The 21993-nt window shown below is 47.2% G+C and carries 13 protein-coding genes and 1 tRNA gene; 7 read left to right on the top strand and 7 right to left on the bottom strand.

The genetic code is table 11. From position 1 onward, the window contains the following. Positions 1-212 precede the first annotated feature (212 nt). Positions 213-12131: a SwmB domain-containing protein gene (locus C7I86_RS03065; protein WP_010871794.1), complete on the bottom strand. Its 11919-nt coding sequence runs from the start codon at positions 12129-12131 to the stop codon at positions 213-215. Between the two features lie 295 nt (positions 12132-12426). Between C7I86_RS03065 and C7I86_RS18715 the strand changes: the two genes are divergently transcribed. From C7I86_RS18715 to fghA, 4 genes are all read left to right on the top strand, one after another. Then, a complete protein-coding gene (locus C7I86_RS18715) occupies positions 12427-12564 on the top strand; it encodes a hypothetical protein (protein WP_158299071.1) in 138 nt (45 codons plus the stop codon). 97 nt (positions 12565-12661) lie between these two features. Next, a tRNA-Arg gene (locus C7I86_RS03060) sits at positions 12662-12734 on the top strand. Positions 12735-12762: 28 nt separating this feature from the next. After that, the gene (locus C7I86_RS03055; RefSeq protein WP_010871793.1) at positions 12763-13872 is read left to right on the top strand and encodes an S-(hydroxymethyl)glutathione dehydrogenase/class III alcohol dehydrogenase; all 1110 of its coding nucleotides are present in this window, start codon (positions 12763-12765) and stop codon (positions 13870-13872) included. Positions 13873-13880: 8 nt separating this feature from the next. Beyond that, on the top strand, positions 13881-14711 hold the full coding sequence (fghA, locus tag C7I86_RS03050) for an S-formylglutathione hydrolase (protein ID WP_010871792.1): 831 nt from the start codon (positions 13881-13883) through the stop codon (positions 14709-14711). A gap of 66 nt (positions 14712-14777) precedes the next feature. Here the strand turns inward: fghA and C7I86_RS03045 are convergent, their stop codons facing one another. From C7I86_RS03045 to C7I86_RS03030, 4 genes are all read right to left on the bottom strand, one after another. Further along, the gene (locus C7I86_RS03045; RefSeq protein ID WP_010871791.1) at positions 14778-15116 is read right to left on the bottom strand and encodes a hypothetical protein; all 339 of its coding nucleotides are present in this window, start codon (positions 15114-15116) and stop codon (positions 14778-14780) included. Between the two features lie 28 nt (positions 15117-15144). Further along, a complete protein-coding gene (locus C7I86_RS03040; protein WP_010871790.1) occupies positions 15145-15786 on the bottom strand; it encodes a PAP/fibrillin family protein in 642 nt (213 codons plus the stop codon). Between the two features lie 6 nt (positions 15787-15792). Next, on the bottom strand, positions 15793-16107 hold the full coding sequence (locus C7I86_RS03035) for a cupin domain-containing protein (RefSeq protein ID WP_010871789.1): 315 nt from the start codon (positions 16105-16107) through the stop codon (positions 15793-15795). Between the two features lie 126 nt (positions 16108-16233). Beyond that, positions 16234-17523, bottom strand: coding sequence for an aspartate aminotransferase family protein (locus C7I86_RS03030; protein WP_010871788.1), 1290 nt, complete (start codon positions 17521-17523; stop codon positions 16234-16236). Positions 17524-17646: 123 nt separating this feature from the next. On the opposite strand from C7I86_RS03030, the gene C7I86_RS03025 reads away from it, so the two are divergent. The 3 genes from C7I86_RS03025 (at position 17647) to C7I86_RS03015 (ending at position 20267) form a co-directional block, all read left to right on the top strand. Continuing rightward, the gene (locus tag C7I86_RS03025; protein WP_010871787.1) at positions 17647-18744 is read left to right on the top strand and encodes a TrkA family potassium uptake protein; all 1098 of its coding nucleotides are present in this window, start codon (positions 17647-17649) and stop codon (positions 18742-18744) included. 19 nt (positions 18745-18763) lie between these two features. Beyond that, entirely contained in the window at positions 18764-19486 is a 723-nt protein-coding gene (locus C7I86_RS03020; RefSeq protein WP_020861480.1) for an OB-fold-containig protein, read from the top strand. An 85-nt stretch (positions 19487-19571) separates the two neighbouring features. Next, positions 19572-20267 carry a Uma2 family endonuclease gene (locus tag C7I86_RS03015; RefSeq protein ID WP_010871785.1) on the top strand — a complete coding sequence of 232 codons (696 nt, stop codon included), beginning with the start codon at positions 19572-19574 and terminating at the stop codon, positions 20265-20267. Positions 20268-20303: 36 nt separating this feature from the next. Here the strand turns inward: C7I86_RS03015 and C7I86_RS03010 are convergent, their stop codons facing one another. Together C7I86_RS03010 and C7I86_RS03005 are read right to left on the bottom strand one after the other, a co-directional pair. Next, entirely contained in the window at positions 20304-20594 is a 291-nt protein-coding gene (locus C7I86_RS03010) for a DUF2470 domain-containing protein (RefSeq protein ID WP_010871784.1), read from the bottom strand. Between the two features lie 142 nt (positions 20595-20736). Next, a complete protein-coding gene (locus tag C7I86_RS03005; protein ID WP_010871783.1) occupies positions 20737-21888 on the bottom strand; it encodes an NAD-dependent epimerase/dehydratase family protein in 1152 nt (383 codons plus the stop codon). Positions 21889-21993 lie beyond the last annotated feature (105 nt).

Here is a 21993-nt window from a genome sequence, read left to right as displayed (position 1 = left end):
GCAAAGAGACAATAATAGTAAAAGTTTCGAATTCAAATAGGGATTTGACTGGGCAAATCTGGCAGTTTAGTGACAAGGCGCTAAAATCCGGCCGTTAACCATTCTGACACACCCTCGGGACAGGAGTGGAGCGGACTAATTTCGGTTGCGGGACCAGATCAGACTCAAGGGGATAGATCAGCCTATTCCTCTATGTCACTTTTGTACTTAATTTATGAAGTTAGAAAGCTGAATTGTAAAATTATGTCATTGTAGTCAAGATCGCCGCCGCCCACCATATCTTCAAAACCAAACAGGTTACTACCCAGACGACTCATTTGGCTCACTCCCCCAGGATTGGCTTGCTCAAAAGAAAAAAGGGCCACAGGGCCAAGGTTCGGGTCGTTAGTGGGATTTTTGCTTAACACTTCTTCGATGGATGAGTTGGGAATAATCGCCATGCCATAAATATTATTGCCCGACAAACTGATGGTCTTTTGAGTAGTGCTAAAAAACTCGTCAGGGGCGTTTAAGCTTAGCCCCGTTGCTGGATTCTGGGCCCTGGTTAATGCCGCCTGTACATAGCCCACATCCCCTGGGTTTAAATTAATCTGGCGATCGCCATCGGTATCAATGCCCCCGGTCAGACTATCCACTTTGTAGAGAACAATAAGATTTTCGTAAGCCCCCGCACGACTAATGGAAACATTTGTCGTCACAGTCTGGTTTAAAATTCCCGGCACAACCAAAGTTTTGGAAGCGATTTCTGTAGTAATGCCATTAAAATCTAACTGATGATAACCTCGACTATCTGTTTCAACCATTAGTGGAGCATCAATGGAAAAAGCAATTTCTTCTCCCTGTTGACTATAGAGCATATAGTAACGATTAGCTTCTAAATTAGAGTTACTAAAGCTACCAAAAAATTGTGATTCTGTCCTGGCAAAAGCTTCAATATCAGTAAAACTTTGTCGGGCTAAACTACGGGTTAAAGCCTGGGCTGAGGCATTGGCTTGATCACTAAAAACAGCTTGTTTGCGGGCCAAAGCGGCCTCCTCATAGCCCGGATCATCAGGAAGTAAACCATCAATGGCACCATCGGCACTATCCACCATAACCCAACCAATTTCATAGTTTTGTGAGGGGCTATTGATTAACCTGAGTTGCACTTGGCCATCGGCGTTGGTGGGAGCCCAAAAAACTCGGTTATTATTGCTAATTAAGCCTGGGATGGTGCGGCCCGCATAACCATTAGTTGCCACCAAACCATTAACTATGCCATCGGCATCACCTCGATCGCCGTCCAAAAGTTTAAGTTCTACTCCGCCAATAGCGTTTGGGCTATCTGAATTGGTGAGCCGGGCCCCTGTGGCACCATTAAACATTATGGATTGATAGGTTTGGCTGAGGGGATCGTAACCAAAAAAGTCGTTAAATTCCCCTAAGCCTTCAACACTCAAATGAATCTCAGCTTGGTCGGAATTAACCGTGGTGGAGAAATCAATCAAGCCACCCATGACACTGTTATCCCAATTCCCGGCCAGGTAGTTCCAACGACGGATCTGGGCACCATTGGCATCACCGGCTAAAGCAAAAGCATCGCCCCAATCTCCTGCTTCCAAACCATCATTCAGCAAAGAAACCAATAGGCTAAATTGGCGATCGGCGGTATAAACAGAGTCAGTAGGAATTTTAACTGTGATGTTTTTTTGGTTCTCTCCAGGATTAAATATTAACTGTCCTGCTATGGGTAAATAGCGATCGCCAGCTTTGCCACTCATATCCTGGGTGATGTAGCTGACCAACACATATTTGTTTAAGTCTCCCGTGCGCTCAATGACAAACTGGGCCTCTCCAGCAGCTTCGGAAACTTTCGGGTTAGAGACAAATAAACGGGTGGGTTGATTTGGGTCAGAATTAGTGGCGGCGAGGATGGTTACATCGGTGGTAGTAGGAGCATTGGGTTGAGCCGTGGGAATTAGGTTGAGACTGGGGGAATTGCTCGTCGTAGCAGTAAACGTAACCTGATTGGAGGGGACATTGACCAACACAGTGGCGGCTGAAGCGTTAGAGGTATAAAGATAATAGTTTTGGTTATCGAGATAGACTTTTTCACTAAAGCTAAAACTTGAATCTAGATTGATCTTGTCATTGGCGTCTAAAAGAACCCGAACTTCGTTATTAGCTGAAAGTTGTGTAATCGTCAGAGCATTGAGGGTAAGGATATTAGCCCCGTAATCCCGGACATCGAGAATATTAAAATTTTTCAGTCGCAGGCCTGGGGAAAGAGTGGTTAAATCCCAATCTTGATTTGTGTAGCCCGTAAACTTGAGAATATTATTGCCACTGCCGCCATCCAACCGTCGGAAATTCGTATCAGTGACCGTCACGAAATCATTCCCAGGGCCGGCATAAACCGTATCCACCCCGCCATTGGTATAAATTTGATCATCTCCTTGGCCAGCAACAAATATTTCCCCTGTGGGACTGCCCAACATGACATCATCGCCAATGGTTCCCAGTTGATTGACTTGGTTGGTAAAGTCACTGCCAAACAGCACATAACTGAGATTGTCAAAGTTACCCGGCGCACCTAGGGCAAAATCACTAAAACCATCACCATTTACATCTGCCCCGCCACTGATGGAAATACCAGCTTGGGATCTCGGTAATCCAGTCGTCACAAAACCATAGGGATTAAAGTTTTGACTATTATTGGTTTGATTGTTGGCAAGGTTCCCTAAACCGAAAGGCGAATTTGCGGTGTACTCAGTTCCCCAATGGGTTCCGCCAAAAACGACCCAGCTTACCCCTTGATCACCATTGACATCAGGAAATTGACCAGCAATAACAGGGGTGAGAGGTGCACTAATTAACAAATCATCAAAGCCATCTCCATTTACATCACCAGTAGGAGTAATTTCCAGTAATTCAAAAATGGTTTCCTGGGGAAGATCAGGCGCAGCTAAAACAACATCAGGAGGATCATTAACCGAAATCCCACTCTCCTCTCCGTAGTAAATGAACACACCCCCTAAATTGTTGATAGCTGGGTAGTCTAAAATTGGAAATTGCAGTAGATTTCGGTAGCCAGGGGCCAACACGGCTAAATCAGCAATACCATCTCCATTAAAATCACCAATGTCCCGGACTTGCTCACCCCAACGACTTGCTTGATTCGGCTCGAATAATGAATTTGAAAAAGCAAAAAGAAGAGATTCATTATTACTTTGATTCAATGATAAAATAAAGCTTTGATTAAATAAGATTGATGCAACACCACCAAGGTTGCCATCATCCCAGGGAATTAATGTGATATCTCCCCAATTCAAGCCATCTGTAGAGGTAGCATATGAAGCACTAGCCTCAGTGCTTGAAGTGAAAAATAAATAATAAGTCCCATCTACCACAGTTAGGGATACTTGGGAGTTGGCGTCAACCTGGGTTAATTCTGCCGAACCCTGCCAATTTGTTACATCGCTGGAGTTGAGAAGGCCGACCCAAGTTGCGGGGGAGTTATTAGAACGAAATGCTACGGCAAGAGTATCCCCATCTAATCCAGGGACAACGGTAGCACTGAGGGGGAAATTAGTCGCCTGGTTAACATCGCTAAACGTGAGAACGGTACTGGTACCATCCCAGCCACTACTACTCCCTGGATTGCTGGAACTGGAATAGAGAATGTCATTATCGGAAGCATCTTTAACAAAGAATACATAGAGTTCATCATTAAAGGCCACTAATGTTGGGCCATTATTGGAGGCTTGATTGATTGGGACGGCATTGATGAGTATCCCGGAGTTGGCATTAGTATTGACTCCTTCTGCAACCCACACCTGGCCATTGTCAGCAGTAAAGCCTAAATAAAGTGTGCCATTGTAAGCCGTAATTGAGGGGGGCAAATTCTTAAGATCAATCGGCGTACCATTGCTATCGAGCGGGACGACTTGAGTGAGGTTTTCCCAGCTGACTCCATCTCGGCTTCGTTGGATATAAATGTATGAATCTTTAGTGGAAATACGCTCGTTGATTCCGTAAAATGCTTGATACAGCCAGCCATCTAACGTTGCAAATGACGGCACACCAGCTTGGGCATATTGATTAGGAAACGAAATTTGTCCCCATGAAGACAGACCAGAAGCCTCCGTAACTGAGGCATTGGGAGGATTAACCGTTGGTTGTAAAACCGCATTTCCAGCCTCATAGGTAAAATACTGTAAACCACCACCAAAGCCACCGATATTAGGGACTGGGTTTAAGTTGGGCTGACCGGCGACAATTTCCTTGATGCCATTGCCATTTAAATCAATACCTGTGAAAGAACTGGGTAGGGGGAAATTGTTACCAAACGTTAAAGGAGATGAGTCGGTTAATGTTCCATTAGCGTTACCGTAAACGGCGATCGTAGAATTAGGGCCTTGTAAGACAAAATCATCGTAACCGTTGCCATTAAAATCTCCGACTCCCCAGGCCTGGTTAAAGTTAGATAAATTTGGCAAAGTAGAGTCAATAACAAGGCTACCTTGGCTACCTAATTCCGGACTGCCTAAAACCAGAAAGAAGTTGCCTTGATCATCAATAACGCCAAAATCAGCTAAGCCATCCCCATCAAAATCTCCAAGGGCAACAAACTCTTTAACTTGAGCGTTTTCCACCGAAATAATTAAATCGTCAGTGCCTAGGGCTGCATCGAGTAAATCTTTAGTGCTGTTGCCAAAAATAAGCACTCCCCCAGCCGGACTTCCCCCAGAAATCACATCAGCAAAGCCATCGCCATTAACATCCCCAACCATTACAATGTTGAGGCCATTACCAAAGAGACTGCCGCCATTCTCCCCATTGGACAGAAAGGTATCGAGACTGATATTAATTTCTTGATTTTCGTCGAGGGTAACAGCATTAGTAATCAGGCTAGTATTCCCAGGATTTAGAGTACCATTGGGGACAATATTGCCCTCGGAATCAACAATATAAAGACCGCCATCCGAGGCTAATTTCAGAACAGCCCCGCTATTCCCTGCTGTATTGGAACTCCAAATGACATCCCCTGAATTCCCCCCTGGTTGGCCGTAAATCACAAAGTTGCCGTCACTTTGCATAATGGCATAGGCTTCGGGCGTAACCGTTACTCCTTCTCCTGGATTCGAGCGCCAGATGACTTGACCAGTGGGCGAAATTAACTGCAACCAAGCAGAAACCAGTTCAAAATCATTGCCATAAACAAGATCAAAACTGAGGACATAACCAAAGGGGCTAGATGGGAGGGAATATTCGTAGCCATCAATGACAAAGCCATTATTAGAAGAAACATCCGCAAGTTTGATACTGCCATCGTCCGCTAACCAGGGATGCCCATAAACCGCATAAAGTTGTTGACCCACTGGAGCCGTGAGCATTAGGTCATCTACGCCGTCATTGTTAATATCACCCACACCAACTGCTGCTGTTCCCGTAGCCTGGAAGGGTTGATCGCCATTGAGTAAAAATGTGGTTTTGTTGTCGTTAGCGGTGACATTGAGATCAAAAACAGTCCCGAATTCACTTAAATTCAATGTCCCAAATAAGACATAACTTTGACCCGTAGCATTGGCTCCTTGGGGCGCAGTAATTAAAAGGTCTTGATAGCCATCATGGTTTAAGTCTCCCACTGAAGTAATGACTGTTCCCGCTTTGCCCCCACTTAATCCACCATTGATCACGAGGTTACTGACTGTATTTAAGGCTTGTGTAGTTGTTGTAGTTATTCCAGATTGTGTAGTTGTTACAGATGGAGTTGCAGTAGACCCACCAATCACAAAGGCTTGCCCCGTGTTGGTATTGGCCCCAGGCCCGGCAATCACTAAATCTTGGCGGCCATCTCCGTCATAATCTGTGAAATCCGTATTCAAACCCGAGCCAATCACAGTTCCAGCAAAATAACTAGTGGCAGTGCCTTGAGCATTGGGAATCGTTGGCCCGGTATAGATGGCCCAAGGATTTGTTTTAAGACTTAAGCCTTGATTAGAGTTATAGACATAAACGGCCCCGGCTGAAACAAAACTGGAACTAGGAAAAAGGTCTGATGTGATTTGTTGATTTTGTTGGTTTTGTGAGTTTTGGCCTGGGAGATTACTTTGATTTGTCCATTGATTTACGACTTGAATTTGATAGTTGGGCGCGCCAATAAAGAGATCATCTGTCGTTGTGCTACCTGTAAATGTAGATGGTCCATTACTCAGTCGCCGTGAAACTCCCAGTGCAAACCCTGCCCCTTCACCCACTGTTAGGGTTTGACTTGGTGGATTCGGTTGGGGATTGGGAATATCAAAACTTTTGCCAGAATAAATGACTGTAGGGCTAATTGAGTCTGGAGCACTTCCTTGGGCAAAACCAGCAACTAGATAAACCTGGCCAACCCGATTCCCGTTACTATCTTTGGCGTAGGGCGCACCGTAAACAATGTCACCATAGCTATCCCCATCAAAGTTCCCCACCACTACTGAAAAGCCCGCTAAGTCTTCCGCTTCATTGCCATTAACCACAAAACCCATAGTGTTAGGTTTCGTGCTGAGATTTGTGACATCAATTATTTGTCCTTTTTGATTGCTGAGATAACTGCCATAGATGACGTAAACCGCTCCAGCAAAGTTACCCACATTGGGCGCACCAATCACTAAATCAGGAATGCTATCCCCGTCAATATCTCCCGTAGCTAAGGAAAGCGAAAGGTTCCGCTGATTATCCCCCGCATCTTGAATATTGGTAATTAAAACCCCATCAGGATTGCCATTGAGAATTGTTGTACTTAATGAGCCACTGCCAGAGAGAATATCACTGCAACTAAACAAGATCTGGACAGTCCCGTTGTTAAGAACATTGCCCTGACTGTCGCTATAGCCACGATTCCCCACTGCCACATAGGCTAAAGTACCATCGGAATTAAACGCACTGGCCAAAACATACCCGATCGCCGGATTATCGGAATTAATAATAAACCCACTATCAATTAGGGCGAGGGAGGAATCATTGGCTTCAGTAACCGTTGCTGTTCCTGTAACTGTTTGATCTGGCCCCATTGTTGCCATATTTATCTGATAGGGAGCAACAGAAAACGGTGTAGGGGTATTATCGTTGTTTTCGAAATAAACCGTAACTTCAACTGGCCCAAGAGTAGTATTGGAACTGCCGGGATCAATGAATAAAAAGAGATTTTCGGTATATCCCTGAATTGGATAGCTAAAGGATTGAGTATCGGGATTAAGACTGTTGAGTAGGGTATCTCCTAAAAGTAGGCCAAGCTGATTACCCGTGAGTGCTGTGCCATTGTCGTCGGTGCCAATCGCCCAGGCCTGGTTGCCACTAGTAACTTTAATTCCGCTGATAGTTAAGTTTGGATTAGAAAGCGAAATCTGATAAACGGCATCAGCAATTCCATTGGGCGCAATCGCGGTGCTGGCCTGGGCGGGAGTGGCAGAGACTAAATCGAAAACAGGGATATTGGCCCCGGCTAACTGGGTGGGAACGATTGCGGGTGTGGGGTTAATTTGACTAGGGAGTTGCCAACTTGAACCATCCGAAACGGAATAATAAGTATTAGGGCCTGGGGGAACCGGCTGGTTGTATTGGGCGGCGTAGTGGTTGCCAATTTGATTTGTCCCCGCAATGATCTCAAGAATTTGGCTACCTGTTAGGTTTTGGAAATTTGCATTGGTTAAATCTGCCGCATTGACATTAGAAGCTGTTAATGCCTTGGGATAGAATGCCACTTCATCTAAATAAACCGGATTATTCGCTGTAGAAGCCCCTGCTAAAGCTAAGGCCGCTGCGGTGGGAAACGGATCAAATTCCACATCATCCAGGGTTCCAGCTAAGACACCATTGAGATACAAACTCAGGTTTTGACTTGAGCCATCATAGGTACCAACAACGTAATACCAAACATCAGTGGCAAAGGTTTCACTAGCTTGGATTTGGCTCTGATCATCATTACCCAGGCCAAAGGTAAGTTTCGGTGGCGCATTAGGATCATTGGGATCAACCTCCAGGCCCAGGCCAAATAATCCCAGTGCGGAAACTAGATTGATAGATTCCCGAGGTAAATTGGGCAACTTAAACCAAAACTCAATCGCAAAAGCCTGGTTTGTCAGAGGTACAGGTTGATCAAGCGTTACACCCCCACCTTGAAACAGCACGGCAGGATTGGGATCACCAGTGTTACTTGTGGTTTCTAAGGCTCCCATTTCCCCCAGAGTAAAAGTACCGCTATAGGTGCCATTGGCGGCGGCTTGAAACTGACCACTATTGCGGGCTACATCACCAGTCCTTTCCCCAAGACGTAAATAAACCGATGGGGCGGCATTAAGAACTAACTGACGATAGGATGCTGGGGAAGATTCAGTCCAGAAAATTGCTGGTTGTTGATTGATCGTACTAATGGTTAGGGGCGTAAAGGCATCGGGATTAATGTCGGGAAGTATGGGAACAGGGGCAGACCAGACCGGGGAGCTATCATTTTGATTGAGTGTGGAATAGTAAATCGTGGTTGTGGGCGTACCATTATTATCCAGTGTGGTATTTAACCAGGCCGCCATAATCGAACCATCAGGCCCCAGGCCAAGCGTGACATTGGTATTCTGTCCTGTTTGCTGGTGGGGAATGGGGGCGGCCACTGACCAGGGAATGATTTGACCGTTGGGGCCAAGATCACCAAGATCCTTTAAAGAGGCAACAGAAAAGTAAATAGTTGAGCTTTGCAGGGCCTGGGTAATAATCTCTAAGTTGCTATAATATTGGCCTGGGATGAGTTGATTCTGAATTTGGCTACTATCAACATTCACCCAAGCAGCAAATACCTGATTTGTGGCCTGGTTAAAATACACGGCTGGATCGTAATTTAAGCCACTTGTCCCAATAATTGAGCTTGGATAGGCAATACTAACGCTTGAGGTGCTGGGAGTGGCTAAAAGTGTTTTAATCACCGTCCCAGGATTCGCAAATGTGGTCAGAATATCGCTTGTTGTAAAGGGAGCAACGGGAATATTATTACTATTAACTAATGTGCCAGCACCAGAACTATAGCTAACGGTAACAATATCGCCTTGTCCAATGGGTTCTGATAAGGGCAAAGTAACAGAATTATTCTCAATTGTTACCTCATTGATCACAGTAATAAAATTATCGGAATTGTTGACTGTAACCTTAAATTGACTTCCAGGAGGAAGATTGCTAGATGAAAGGATTTGGTCAAAGGTGAGCGTAATGACATTGGAAATTGCCACTGCTTCTAATAGCGTTGGGGCATTGGTTGAACTAGCTGCTTGCGTCACAGGCGTGGTAAAGTCAGGCACCCACAAGGCGAAATCTGTGGCATCAGAAAGGTAAAGATTAAAGAGGCTATTTTCTAGTGTGGAATCAATGCTGTAGCTAACCGAGATCGTATCGTCAGCATCAATAACAGTACTTGAATTCAACGAAATTGCAACATAATTTCCTGTGCTAGATGAATCCTGAATTTCAACACTTTGATTATTAATTAGAACTGTAAACGGATTACTAGTGGCCTTGTTGGTATTAATTAGATTTACGAGGGTGTCAGCAAAAGTGAGGATAATCGTAGTTCCCGATAGCAAGGCAGAAATGGGTGTAATCGGCGGGGTATCACTACTCCAGGCCAGCAACACACCAGAATCAGTGACAGCTAAAGCAGGTGGGCTATCCTCAGCATAATCTTGGGCCACTGTACTACCGAGCAGGGGGTTAGTTGTAATTGCACTTGTGGTTCCTGCTGGCACGTTGCTATAGGTACGATTCACTTGTCCAGCGGTGCTTGGTGGCGTATTACTGGCAATCTTAAAATCACTAATTGCAACATTATCTTCTGTGGTTAATACATTTCCAGAACTGCTACTACCCGAATAACTAACGCTATAGGTGCTGCTCGATCCGGATAGAGTTAAGATCACACTGCGAGACGTTACAATAACAGAGGAAATTGAGATTGAATTGCCATTGGTATCCGTAACTTGAAATAGAGATGAATCGGGTATGATGTTGGGATTTAGAGTGGCATTAAAGGCAATTACAACCTGCTGACCTGTGACTTGATAATTACTGTTAGTACCACTAATCGGATTGTAATTATAGGTAAAGGTATTGGCCGATTGATTAACAACAGGAATCGGAGCATTATTTTGATAAGTAACCTTAATATTTGAAAAAGGCTGATCGTTTAAGTTGGTTTGCGGAATTGCTGATTCAAGCCGGAGAATGGTCGTATTGCCCTGAGTGATCACCCCAAAAACTGGAACTGTTGTGGTCTGGCCTAGGGGGTCTTTGACGTTAACTTGGAAATCTGTGGCCTGGGGGGTGCCGTTAGTTTGTAACCCTTGGATTTCTAATAGCGGCCCTCTCACAATTGCCGTGGGAGAATCGGCACTGGCTTGATTAAGGGTGGCGAAATCACTATTACTGGCACTACTACTGGGATCATCACCCCAAGTCCAATAGGGATAGATACCCACTGTTCCGCCAAGAAAACCCAAGAATTTAATGGTGATATTCATCGGAAATCCCAGGCTTAGATCTCGGTCATATTGAAATGCACCATTATCCGCCGACCGAGTGCCGCCAACGGTTCCGACTAAGCTCGCCTGAATCCCAGCTAAGGCTTCAAAAACATAGGGGATTTTAATCCCGCCATCAATACCAGTCGCAATCGGTATCGAAAATAACAAGGATTCGAGTTCTATGGCTTCATTGCCGTCAGGATCAACGTCGGTGAAAATCAACTCAACTACTTCAGTAATATCAGAGATTACCGCCAGTCCGATCGCCGTGATAGCACCCAAGGGAGGAACATTAAACAGGACTGCCAGTACCGCATCAGAATCACCACCCGTAGGAGATAAAACTGCCCCAACAGGAGACACATAGGTTTGAGGGTCTTTCGGAGATAATTGCCACTGCATTCCCAGGCCAGCACTACCTAAAAAGTTAAAGAGAATGGGTGTTCCTTCAATCGGAATCGGAAATGTAAAGCCAACTGTTAGGCCAAGACTGCCCGTTTCTACTGTTAAAGGATAGGAAAGATTGTCTTCACCTAAGCTTTTATCAAAGGTATAAAGGGTCGCGGCAATGGCAGAGAGGGAAATTTCTGGCTTACGGGAGAGTTGTGTTGTATTTTCTGCCGGATTGAGACTGCTTCCTGCAGTTCCAGATGAGGTATTGTTGGTGTCCTGGTCATCTTCATTGAATTGAACCGCCATCGAGGCATTGAGTAATATTCCCTCTGTACTGATTCCGCCACCAAAAAATGAAAGATTAGGATTGTTACCTGAAGATCCCAGTAATGTTCCAGTAATATTGAATTTCTTAAAAATGGGCGTAAGCAGAGCCTCAGGAACACCCGCCATTCCCTTAAAAAGTTTTAAGTTGCTTAGGTTAGTGTCAAATGTCTGGGAGACTGTCCAATTTGCCCCCCATCCCTGAAAGCTACTGGATTGTGTTTCTGCAAGGGTCAAGGGTTGGTAAGTAGCACTGGGTAATGCGGCCACAGTATTTTGGTCCCGCTGAATGTAGTTGCCTTGAACGACACCATCTTTAGTAATCTGGGGAGCATAAGCGGCGATGGGCGTAACTGGGGTTGATGGGATTGTGGAAAACTGATTGCTGTAAATTTGAAAGGTTTGATAGTATGGATCCGCATCTTCCCGGATGGCCTGGTTTTGGGCTTTGACGAGATCAACTTTTTGCCCGACTACTGTAATAACCCCGTTGTCTACCACCGCCCGAGGTTCTAAATCCCCCACTTGATCCGCTGTCAGGGCCTGGGGGGCTTCGAGCCATTGCAGTTTGCCAACATTGTCATAGCGCGCCGCGGTATAGAAAAAGTTACTGTCGTTTTCCAGACCTTCTTGATAAATAACTGCCACGCCTGGAATCAGCGTATTATTGCTTGTTCCAGATTCGACAATTAACCCTGAATCGGCAACCAAATTAAGACTTCGGATGTTCTGACCAGCGGTATTGACAATGGCCTGGGCATTTTTCCATGTCTGAGAAACTGGGTCATAAACAGCGTGCCAAATATTGGTTCCTTCTAGCCAAACAATATGACTCGTTCCGGCACTGTCTTGAACAACGGCAGAAAGGCGATCAGATAAAGTTATACTCATTAAGGCTAGGCTCCACAAATAAAATGAGGGTCGACGGTCAAATTCAGGCTTTTGATGGACTGGCCAGCAATATTGGTGATCGCCTGAGCGTTGCTCTAACTAGCAGAATTCGGGTCATAGACAGCGTGCTAAAACTTATCTCCCTGGGCTCCCGGCCCACCAGGGCAGTCTTGCAATAATGGCGAAAAGACCGTCGGTAAGATTTAAAACCACGGTGACGGTCTCAACAGGGACTCAATTTTTTCGTGGTATGAACCAAACAATCTACTAATGGTATATTGACCTTTATTGAAAAATGCGCTACGCAAAGGCGAAAGATACAAAAATTCACACCCAAATGACCGTTGCCAAAAAGGAACGGGGTAATGATGTCAGCAAGCCCCCATCTGTTGCTCTTTTGCCCAGTCCCGATGTGCACTGTCAACAGCCGTAGCTGTCAACTATCCTTTCCCTGTCCCCCGGAAATATTCCATTAACACCGAAATCCTAGCCCCAAAAAATATGGGAGAATGGAATTGAGTAGCAAGCCTGGGTGCGTAGCTCAGTGGATAGAGCATCCGCCTTCTAAGCGGACGGTCGCAGGTTCGAATCCTGCCGCACCCGTTATTCCCTTCAACGTTAAGGATCTGCTATGAAATCCCGTGCCGCCGTTGCCTTTGAAGTGGGCAAACCTTTGCAAATTGTGGAAATAGATGTGGCTCCACCCCAGCAAGGCGAAGTTTTGGTCAAGATCACCCATACCGGAGTCTGCCACACGGACGCATTTACCCTCAGCGGCGATGACCCGGAAGGACTTTTTCCCGTTGTGCTGGGCCATGAGGGAGCAGGCATTGTGGTTGAAGTGGGGGAAGGGGTAACCAGTGTTCAACTGGGAGACCACGTTATCCCCCTTTACACTGCTGAATGTGGGAAATGTTTGTTTTGTCGCTCCGGTAAAACCAATCTCTGCGTTGCAGTGCGGGCCACCCAAGGCAAAGGGGTTATGCCCGATGGCACCAGTCGTTTTTCCTACAATGGCCAGTCCCTCTATCACTACATGGGTTGTAGCACCTTTAGCGAATATACCGTTGTTGCCGAAGTTTCCCTCGCCAAAATTAACCCCGAAGCAAACCACGAACACGTTTGTTTACTGGGTTGCGGCGTCACCACAGGCATCGGCGCTGTGCACAATACCGCCAAAGTACAACCAGGAGACTCAGTGGCGGTGTTTGGCCTGGGGGGCATCGGCCTCGCTGTTGTACAGGGAGCTCGTCAGGCCAAAGCTGGTCGCATCATTGCCATCGACACCAACCCCGCCAAATTTGAGCTAGCGAAGCAGATGGGCGCCACTGACTGCATTAATCCCAAAGACCATGACCAACCCATTCAGCAAGTCATAGTGGAAATGACCGGCTGGGGAGTGGACCACTCCTTTGAATGCATCGGCAATGTGGAAGTAATGCGCTCCGCTCTGGAATGTGCCCACCGGGGTTGGGGGCAATCGGTAATCATTGGCGTAGCAGGGGCTGGCCAAGAAATTTCCACCAGACCATTCCAGCTTGTTACCGGCCGCAAATGGATGGGCACCGCTTTTGGCGGTGTGAAAGGTCGTTCCCAATTACCAGGTATGGTGGAACAATCCATGCGGGGGGAGATCCAACTAGCCCCCTTTGTTACCCACACCATGGAACTAAAGGATATCAACCAAGCCTTTGACCTCATGCATGACGGCAAATCGATTCGCAGTGTGATCCACTACTAATACAACCCATGGAACGATTAGAACACCACGCCAGCTTTGGGGGTTGGCAAAGCGTTTATAGCCATCACAGCGCTGTGCTTAATTGCACCATGAACGTTGGCGTTTACCTGCCTCCCCAGGCTACTAACCAACATTGCCCAGTTTTGTACTGGCTGTCTGGCCTCACCTGTACTGAACAAAATGCCATCACTAAATCGGGTCTACAGCAGCACGCAGCAAAGCATGGACTAATTATGGTGACGCCAGACACTAGCCCCCGGGGTGAAGGCGTAACTGATTCTGAAGATTATGACCTCGGTATGGGAGCCGGTTTCTATCTCAACGCCACCCAACCTCCCTGGGCAGCCCACTATCAAATGCATGATTACATTGTGCAAGAGCTGCCTACGTGGATTGAGGCTAATTTTGCCGCCACCGATGCCCGGAGTATTTTTGGCCATTCCATGGGGGGCCATGGGGCCCTAGTCATTGCCCTGCGTAATCCCGGTCGTTATCGCAGTGTTTCCACCTTCTCTCCCATTGTTGCCCCCACTCAAGTTCCCTGGGGACAAAAGGCCTTCCAAGCTTATTTAGGGGATAACCAGTTAAGCTGGCAAGCTTGGGATACCTGTGCTCTGATTAAATCGGCTCCAGAGCGGCTACCATTTTTCGTGGACTATGGCGACGCTGATCCATTCCTCCCTACCCAATTGCGGCCAGAGTTACTCCAAGCGGCCTGCACGGCGGCTAACCATCCCCTCACCCTCCGTATGCAACCGGGCTATGACCATAGCTATTACTTTATTGCTAGTTTCATCGGTGATCACATGGATTGGCATGGAGCGGCGCTGCTAAACTAGTTTCCCCCTAATTTTTCCTGGGGAAACACCCAAAAATATGCCGAAAAATATTGGCAAAGATTAAGGTTACGGCAGGCCAGGAAAACTATCCACGTACTGAATTTTAACGTCGGGAAAGGATTCGACAATTTGAACTTTGGTATCGGGAAAGGAGGTGACAATTTGCCATTGCCCACATTGATTGGGAAAACTTTCCACTAGTTGCACCTTAAGATCGGGAAAAGAACTGACCACCTGCACTGTGAGATCGGGGAAAGAGCCAACTAATTGAATTTTGCCGTAGAGGGGATGGCCATTGAAGCTACAATCGCCAATGTTAATGGTTTCTTCCGCTCCCACACCACGATTAATAAAGAGGGAAAACAAACAGTTACAAACTAATATTATTCCCAACTTATTTTTCATGAGCTTCTGCTCTCAATCATAGTTAATTCTATGGGGTAACTTCAGACACTTTTGACAACACAAATAGACTACCTTCGCCACCTCTACCGATTCTCAAATCATCATCAAGGTAGGTGATTTCTAAGAAAGGAATTCTTCCCTCTGGCGATCGGGCAGGTACAACTTTGGCTGGGTCTAACTTGGGGGTGGGGACACCCATTAATTTTTGAATGGAAATCATTCTTTCTAAAAATTCCACATTGATGCGCTTATCCGGTAGCACTGTCCCAGCCGGTTTGGCAATTTCAAACTTTGCTGTTACTTTGACATAACCTTTTGCTAGCCCCAGGGGATGGTAAACAAAAGCTTGATTTAGAAACGATTGATTGGGGACGTTAATGATTTGATAAATACGGCCAACTTTCAGCCCCAGGGGCAACTTATCTAGGGATCTAATTTCCCTGGCAGTGGAGTAATTTAACCACCAATTGCCATCTAATAATTGGGGTGAGTATAACAGTGGGGATAGGTTAGGATTTAAGGCTTCGATCGCCGTCACTAGGGATTCAATTTGTTGGCAGGTGGTGGCAGATAAAGTACGATTGGTGAGGGGAGCGCCCCGCTTTGCTGTTTGTAGCGGTTGAATTAAGGTTGATAGTTTTTGCTTTAAAGTTTGACGCTCTAGGGACATAGGGATTTAACTAAAATGTAAAGCTAGCCAAATGCAAGGGGGTTCATGAGTGGTAAATGTTACCCGATGTTTTTGCCGAGCCGGAATGAGCAGATAATCCCCTTGACCAAGGCTAATCACTGCACCGGTATCGTAGGTTATTTCTGCTTTTCCCTGCAACAATACTACCCATTCTGGACGGTCTTGGTCATACCATTCCCCTGGCGGAGTTATCTGCCCAGTGGAAATAATTCGTTCTAAAGTAATATTTTTATTTTCCAGCAGCAGGTCAAATTGCTCTTGATCCGGTAGGCGATCGGGCAATTGCCAAAGGTTTTTCATGGCGTGGCAAGGAGAAAAAATTTCAGCAAGTCAACTAGGCCAATGGTTTGATTTCCCAGTAACAAACCGCCCCAGACTGCGATTTAAAAACTAGGACGGTGTGATATTTATTCAATAATTAACTGATCAAACCAAAGTGGCGATCGCCTGACGGAGAATTTCCACTGCCTGGGCAATTTCTGCTTCCGTCACCACTAGGGGGGGCACAAACCGTAACACTTTGGGACCAGCGGGGGCCAGGAGTAAACCCTGTTCCATGGCGGCTTTGACAATTTCAACGGAGGTGAGGGAACTTTCGGCGCTAATTTCCAGACCGTTGATTAAGCCCCAACCCCGGACTTCGGTAAAGAGTGTGGGATATTGATTTTTAATTTCCGCCAAACCACTCCGTAGCTGTTCCCCCCGGGCCTGGACATTGTCCAACAGGCGATCGCCTTCAATGGTTTTTAAGACCGCTAGCCCAGCGGCACAGGCCAGGGGATTACCACCAAAGGTACTGGCATGGTTGCCCGGCTCAAATACGTCACAGAATTTTTTGCACATCATCGCCCCAATGGGAACGCCCCCGGCCAGACCCTTGGCACTGGTGAAAATGTCTGGCTCCACCCCTAGATGTTCGTAGCCCCACAACTTGCCAGTGCGTCCTACCCCCACTTGCACTTCGTCAAAGACCAACAAAATATCGTTTTGGTCACAGATCTCCCGCACCCGTTTGAAATAGGCCAAATCCCCAGGGCGGACTCCCCCCTCCCCTTGGAGAGGTTCGAGGAAAATGGCTGCCACTCGACTATTACCTTCATCTAAATCAGCCACTTTATTTTCCAAAGAGCGAATATCGTTATAGGGTACGTAGTCAAAGCCGGGCACCAGAGGGTCAAAATATTGCTGATATTTAGGCTGGCCCGTGGCGGTGATGGTGGCTAGGGTACGGCCGTGGAAACTAGCTTTGGCGGTGAGAATAACGGGCTGTTCGAGGAAATCCAGGACAGTGTGGGCATATTTTCGCACTAATTTAATCGCCGCTTCATTGGCCTCTGCCCCAGAGTTGCAAAAGAAAACCCGGTCCGCACAGGAATGCTCCACAATCCATTTAGCCAACTCCCCTTGTTCGGGAATATAGTACAAGTTTGAGACGTGGTGGAGCTTTTGAATTTGGTCAGAAACCGCCCTAACCAAGGCCGGATGGGCGTGGCCAAGGGTACAGGTGGCAATGCCAGCGACAAAATCAAGATAACTCTTGCCCTCGGTATCCCATAAAGTACTGCCCTGACCCCTGGCGATCGCAATGGGAAATCGCCCATAGGTGTTCATCACATAGGTATCAAAATCTGCGGTTTTAAACTCGGCGGCAGGGGATAGGTCGGTTACGGCAAAAGCTTGGGCTTCGACGGATTCAACAACAGGGGAATAGGTCACGGGGGGCTCCTAACGCGTTAGACTGGCCAAATTTGGATATGGTCTGCAGGGGTAGGGTCACCCCTCTGAAATAATTGTCTCCTGATCTTAAATCGACTGACCTGTTTTAAGTGAGGTTTTAGGATGGGATTGGGATCATCAAGTCAGGAAAACCTGTTAAATCTCATCGATCGCCAGGGGCGCAGGTTAAGACAGGAATTAATGGCTGGGGCCATTACCCTAGCGGGCCTATTTGTGGTCGGTACGGCCTGGTACAGATACGTGGAAGACTGGACTTGGTTAGATGCCTTCTACATGACCACCATTACCCTAGCCACCGTTGGCTTTGGGGAAACCCATCCCCTCAGTCCGGCATCCCGTTTATTTACCATTTTGCTGATTTTGATGGGCTTGTTGACCATCGGCTACATGGTAAATCGTTTCACCGAAGCCTTTATCCAAGGATACTTTCAAGATAGTTTACGCCGGCGGCAGGAGCAAAAGGTGATTGAGCGATTAGCGGACCATTATATTCTTTGTGGCTATGGACGCACAGGGCAACAAATTGCCTTTGAGTTTGCCGTAGAAAATATTCCCTTTGTGGTGATTGACGCTTCCCCAGAGGTTATTATCCAGGCAAAGCTGAGGGACTATGCTGTCCTCCAGGGAGATGCCACCCTGGACGAAATCCTCCTGGCAGCCCACATTGAACGGGCTATTTGTATTGTTTCTGCCCTTTCCTCCGACGCAGAAAATTTATATACGGTGCTTTCTGCTAAAACCCTCAATCCGAAAATTCGGGCGATCGCCAGGGCCAGTTCCGAAGAAGCGGTGCAAAAACTGAAACGGGCCGGGGCTGATGAAGTGGTTTCTCCTTACATTACCGGGGGTAAACGGCTAGCGGCGGCGGCATTGCGACCCCAGGTGGTGAGTTTTGTTGATGGTATTCTCACCGGAGCGGACCGTTCCTTCTATATGGAAGAATTTCGCATTGGGGCCGAAGACTGTCCCTACATTGGCCAAACCTTGCGGGAGGCCCAACTCCGGGCCCAATCAGGAGCATTAATTCTGGCCATTCGTCGCCAAGATCGTAAATTAATTGTGGGCCCCATGGGGGACACCCATTTACTAGACGCTGATTCTCTCATTTGCCTAGGCACAGTAGAACAACTTCGTGCCCTCAACCAACTTCTTTGTCCCCTCAATCCAGCACGGGTACGTCTGCCAAAAAACCATCGTTAGTATAAGGAATACCGTCATTATGCTTTTCCACTTAGCTAATTTGACCTACTGGTTACTGCTGGGGTTGGGAATACTCTGCCTAGGATTGATGATAATTTCTGGGGATGGGGATGAAGATTTGGATGTGGAAATGTCCCTAGAAGCGAGCTCCGATGTGGACATCACCCATTTAGACGTGGAGCTTGACCAGGGGGGAGACATGGAAGAGGGGGAAGCCGTGCCCATGGCCCTGCAAGTACTCTCCTTTTTCGGTTTGGGTAAAGTTCCGTTGATGATTCTCCTCGGTATAGATTTTAGTCTCTGGGGAGTAATCGGCTGGATATTGAATGTGACTGTAGCTACGGTGACGGGGACTATGCCTAGGGAACTAATGGGTTGGGCTGGGATAATTTTCCTGGTTTCCCTGGCCATCAGTCTTTGGCTTGGTCGCCTTGCTTCCCGTCCGATCGCCCATTTATTTAAGACCTTTAGCCAGGATGTCAGCACAGAACGGGTCATTGGTTGCACGGGCACTGTCACCTCGAAAAAGTTGCCCTACCTAGCCAATGGCACCATCGGCCAAGCCCATGTTTATGACAATGCGGGAAATCTAATCACCATCAGCGTTAGCCTACCGGATTGGGCCACCGTCATTCCCCACCATAATCAGGAAATTTTGATCATTGACCAGTCCCCCAAGGGTTATGGCTACCTGGCGATCGCCAAGGACAGTTCCGACGAGGATAAATGGTTAAAGTCTTAAAGACCCAAACTTTTCAGTGTTGGTCAAAGTCCCACCCATGCGAGGCATTGTCTAGACTGGAGAAAAAATTGCGAGGATTAACCCCATGACCGTAGCCCTCGACCGAGAAATCATTTACCCCGACAGCGATGGACAGCCCATGGCCGACAACACAGAACAATTTGAATGGATTGTCCTCCTGAAAGAAAATTTGGAATGCCTCTTCGCCCACAACCCAGACGTATTTGTCGGGGGAGACCTGTTGTGGTATCCCGTGGAAGGGCATCCAGAAATTCGCGTGGCACCGGACGTAATGGTGGCTTTGGGCAGACCCAAGGGAAAACGGGGTTCCTACCGCCAGTGGCAGGAAAATAACCAAGCGCCCCAAGTGGTGTTTGAAATTTTATCCCCTGGCAACACCCTCAAGGAAATGACCAAAAAGTTGAAGTTCTATGACCATCACGGCGTAGAAGAGTACTATGTTTATGATCCAGATGACAATGAGCTAACTGGGTTGCAACGAATTGGCGGAGAGTTGACCATCATCGAGGAGATGGCCCATTGGGTTAGTCCTTTGTTGGGCATAAAATTTGAGCTGAGCGCTGAGACTTTGCGGGTTTATTATCCTGACGGGCGACCTTTTCTCTCCACCGTGGCATTAGCAACCCAGGCTGAACAAGCATCCCAACGGGCCAACGAAGAGGCTCAACGGGCTGAGCGGGAAAAACTCCGGGCCGAATTAGCGGAAGCAGAAAACGATCGCCTCAAGGCATTGTTAGCGGAGGCCGGCATTGACGTTTAACGGTTGTCCAGGTAGCGGCAGAATCCATGGAGCAAATTAGCTATTTTTACCAACACTCCGGGCCTGCTTAGCCATGGCAATCAATACTTGGTGGGCATCTTCAGAATCCTTCAGGGGTTGCTCGAATTCAATGCGGATAGTTTTTGAGCCACCCTCACTTTCCACCACTAAATCCATACCCGTGGGATCGATGGCCTGCATCTGGGCCATGGTTACATCGGTTTGTTGACCAAAAACCTGGGCATAAAGGGCGATCGCCGAGGCATGGTCTTCGTTCATGTGTTTACAAATGCGGTCACTGATAGCAGGGGTGAGGGGATCAGCCATAATTTTTGCCAATGAAAAATAAAAAATCTAAAAATTAACCAGAATTCCGTCTAGAGCAATGTGGGTTAAGAAAAACTCTTCCCCACCAGAATTGGAAAAAGAAAACCCCCACCAAACTAGTGAGGGTAACCTTCATCAGAACCTAGCCGCGCCAGGTAACTTTCGGCAGAATGTGTTTTTGATCCACCCGGTCTTTGTACTTGGTGGCAAAGTTCAACAGGGAATCGAGCAAAGAATCAGACAAGAAGTGGGGTTGGAGTCCCAAATCCAGCAGATTGGTATTGACGGCGTTGAAATAGTGTTCTTCCAACTCAACCCGGGGATTTTCCAAGTGGTCAATTTCCACTTTTAGACCGAGATCCGCGCCCGCTTTTTGCACCATTTGGGCCAAGTCACCAACGCTGAACAGTTCCGTATATTGGTTAAACACCCGGAATTGACCTTTATCGGCCGGGTTGGCGATCGCCAGTTCAATACAGCGCACCGTATCCCGAATATCCAGCAAACCACGGGTTTGTCCACCTTTACCGTACACTGTCAGGGGATGGCCAATGGCCGCCTGAATACAAAAACGATTCAGAGCCGTACCAAATACACCGTCATAATCAAGACGGTTGATCAGCATTTCATCCATGCCGGTTTCTTCGGTGAGTACCCCGTAAACAATGCCCTGGTTTAAATCCGTGGCCCGCAGACCCCAGATTTTGCAAGCGAAGTGGATGTTATGGCTATCGTGAACCTTACTGAGGTGATAGAAACTACCGGGTTGTTTGGGGTAGGGTAGGGTGTCTTTACGACCTTTATGCTCAATGGTGATGTACCCTTCTTCGATGTCAATGTTGGGCGTACCGTATTCCCCCATGGTGCCTAGTTTCACCAAATGACAATCGGGGAAATCTTCCTTCAGTGCATAGAGCAGATTCAAGTTGCCCAATACGTTATTGGCCTGGGTCAGCACCGCATGTTCCCGGTCAATCATGGAAAAAGGCGCTGACCGTTGCTCCCCAAAATGCACCACCGCATCGGGCTGGAACTGACGGAGGGCGTTGGTCAAAAAGGGATAGTCGTTAATATCGCCAATGAACAGGTCGATCTTTTTGCCGGTCAACTCATACCAACGATCAAGGCGTTGCCGGATGGGGGCGATGGGAGTCAAGGTTTCAGCCCCCAACTGGGCGTCCCAATAGCGCCGCACCAAACTGTCTAAAATACCGACTTCATAGCCTTTGTTAGAGAGATACAGTGCCGTGGCCCAACCACAGTAACCATCACCGCCAATAACCAGAGCTCTCATATTAAATCCGAGTAAATGTCTATCACTGATATCTGTCCAATTTATCAGGTTGGGGGACAGCCGGGGGTCAAGACGGGGAACTATAATCAGACATTGTGCTGTTCA

It is taken from the genome of Synechocystis sp. IPPAS B-1465 (genome assembly GCF_003015225.1).
Taxonomy (GTDB): domain Bacteria; phylum Cyanobacteriota; class Cyanobacteriia; order Cyanobacteriales; family Microcystaceae; genus Synechocystis.
Note: the sequence above shows the minus strand (reverse complement) of the source record. Positions and strands in the feature narration are given on the sequence as shown.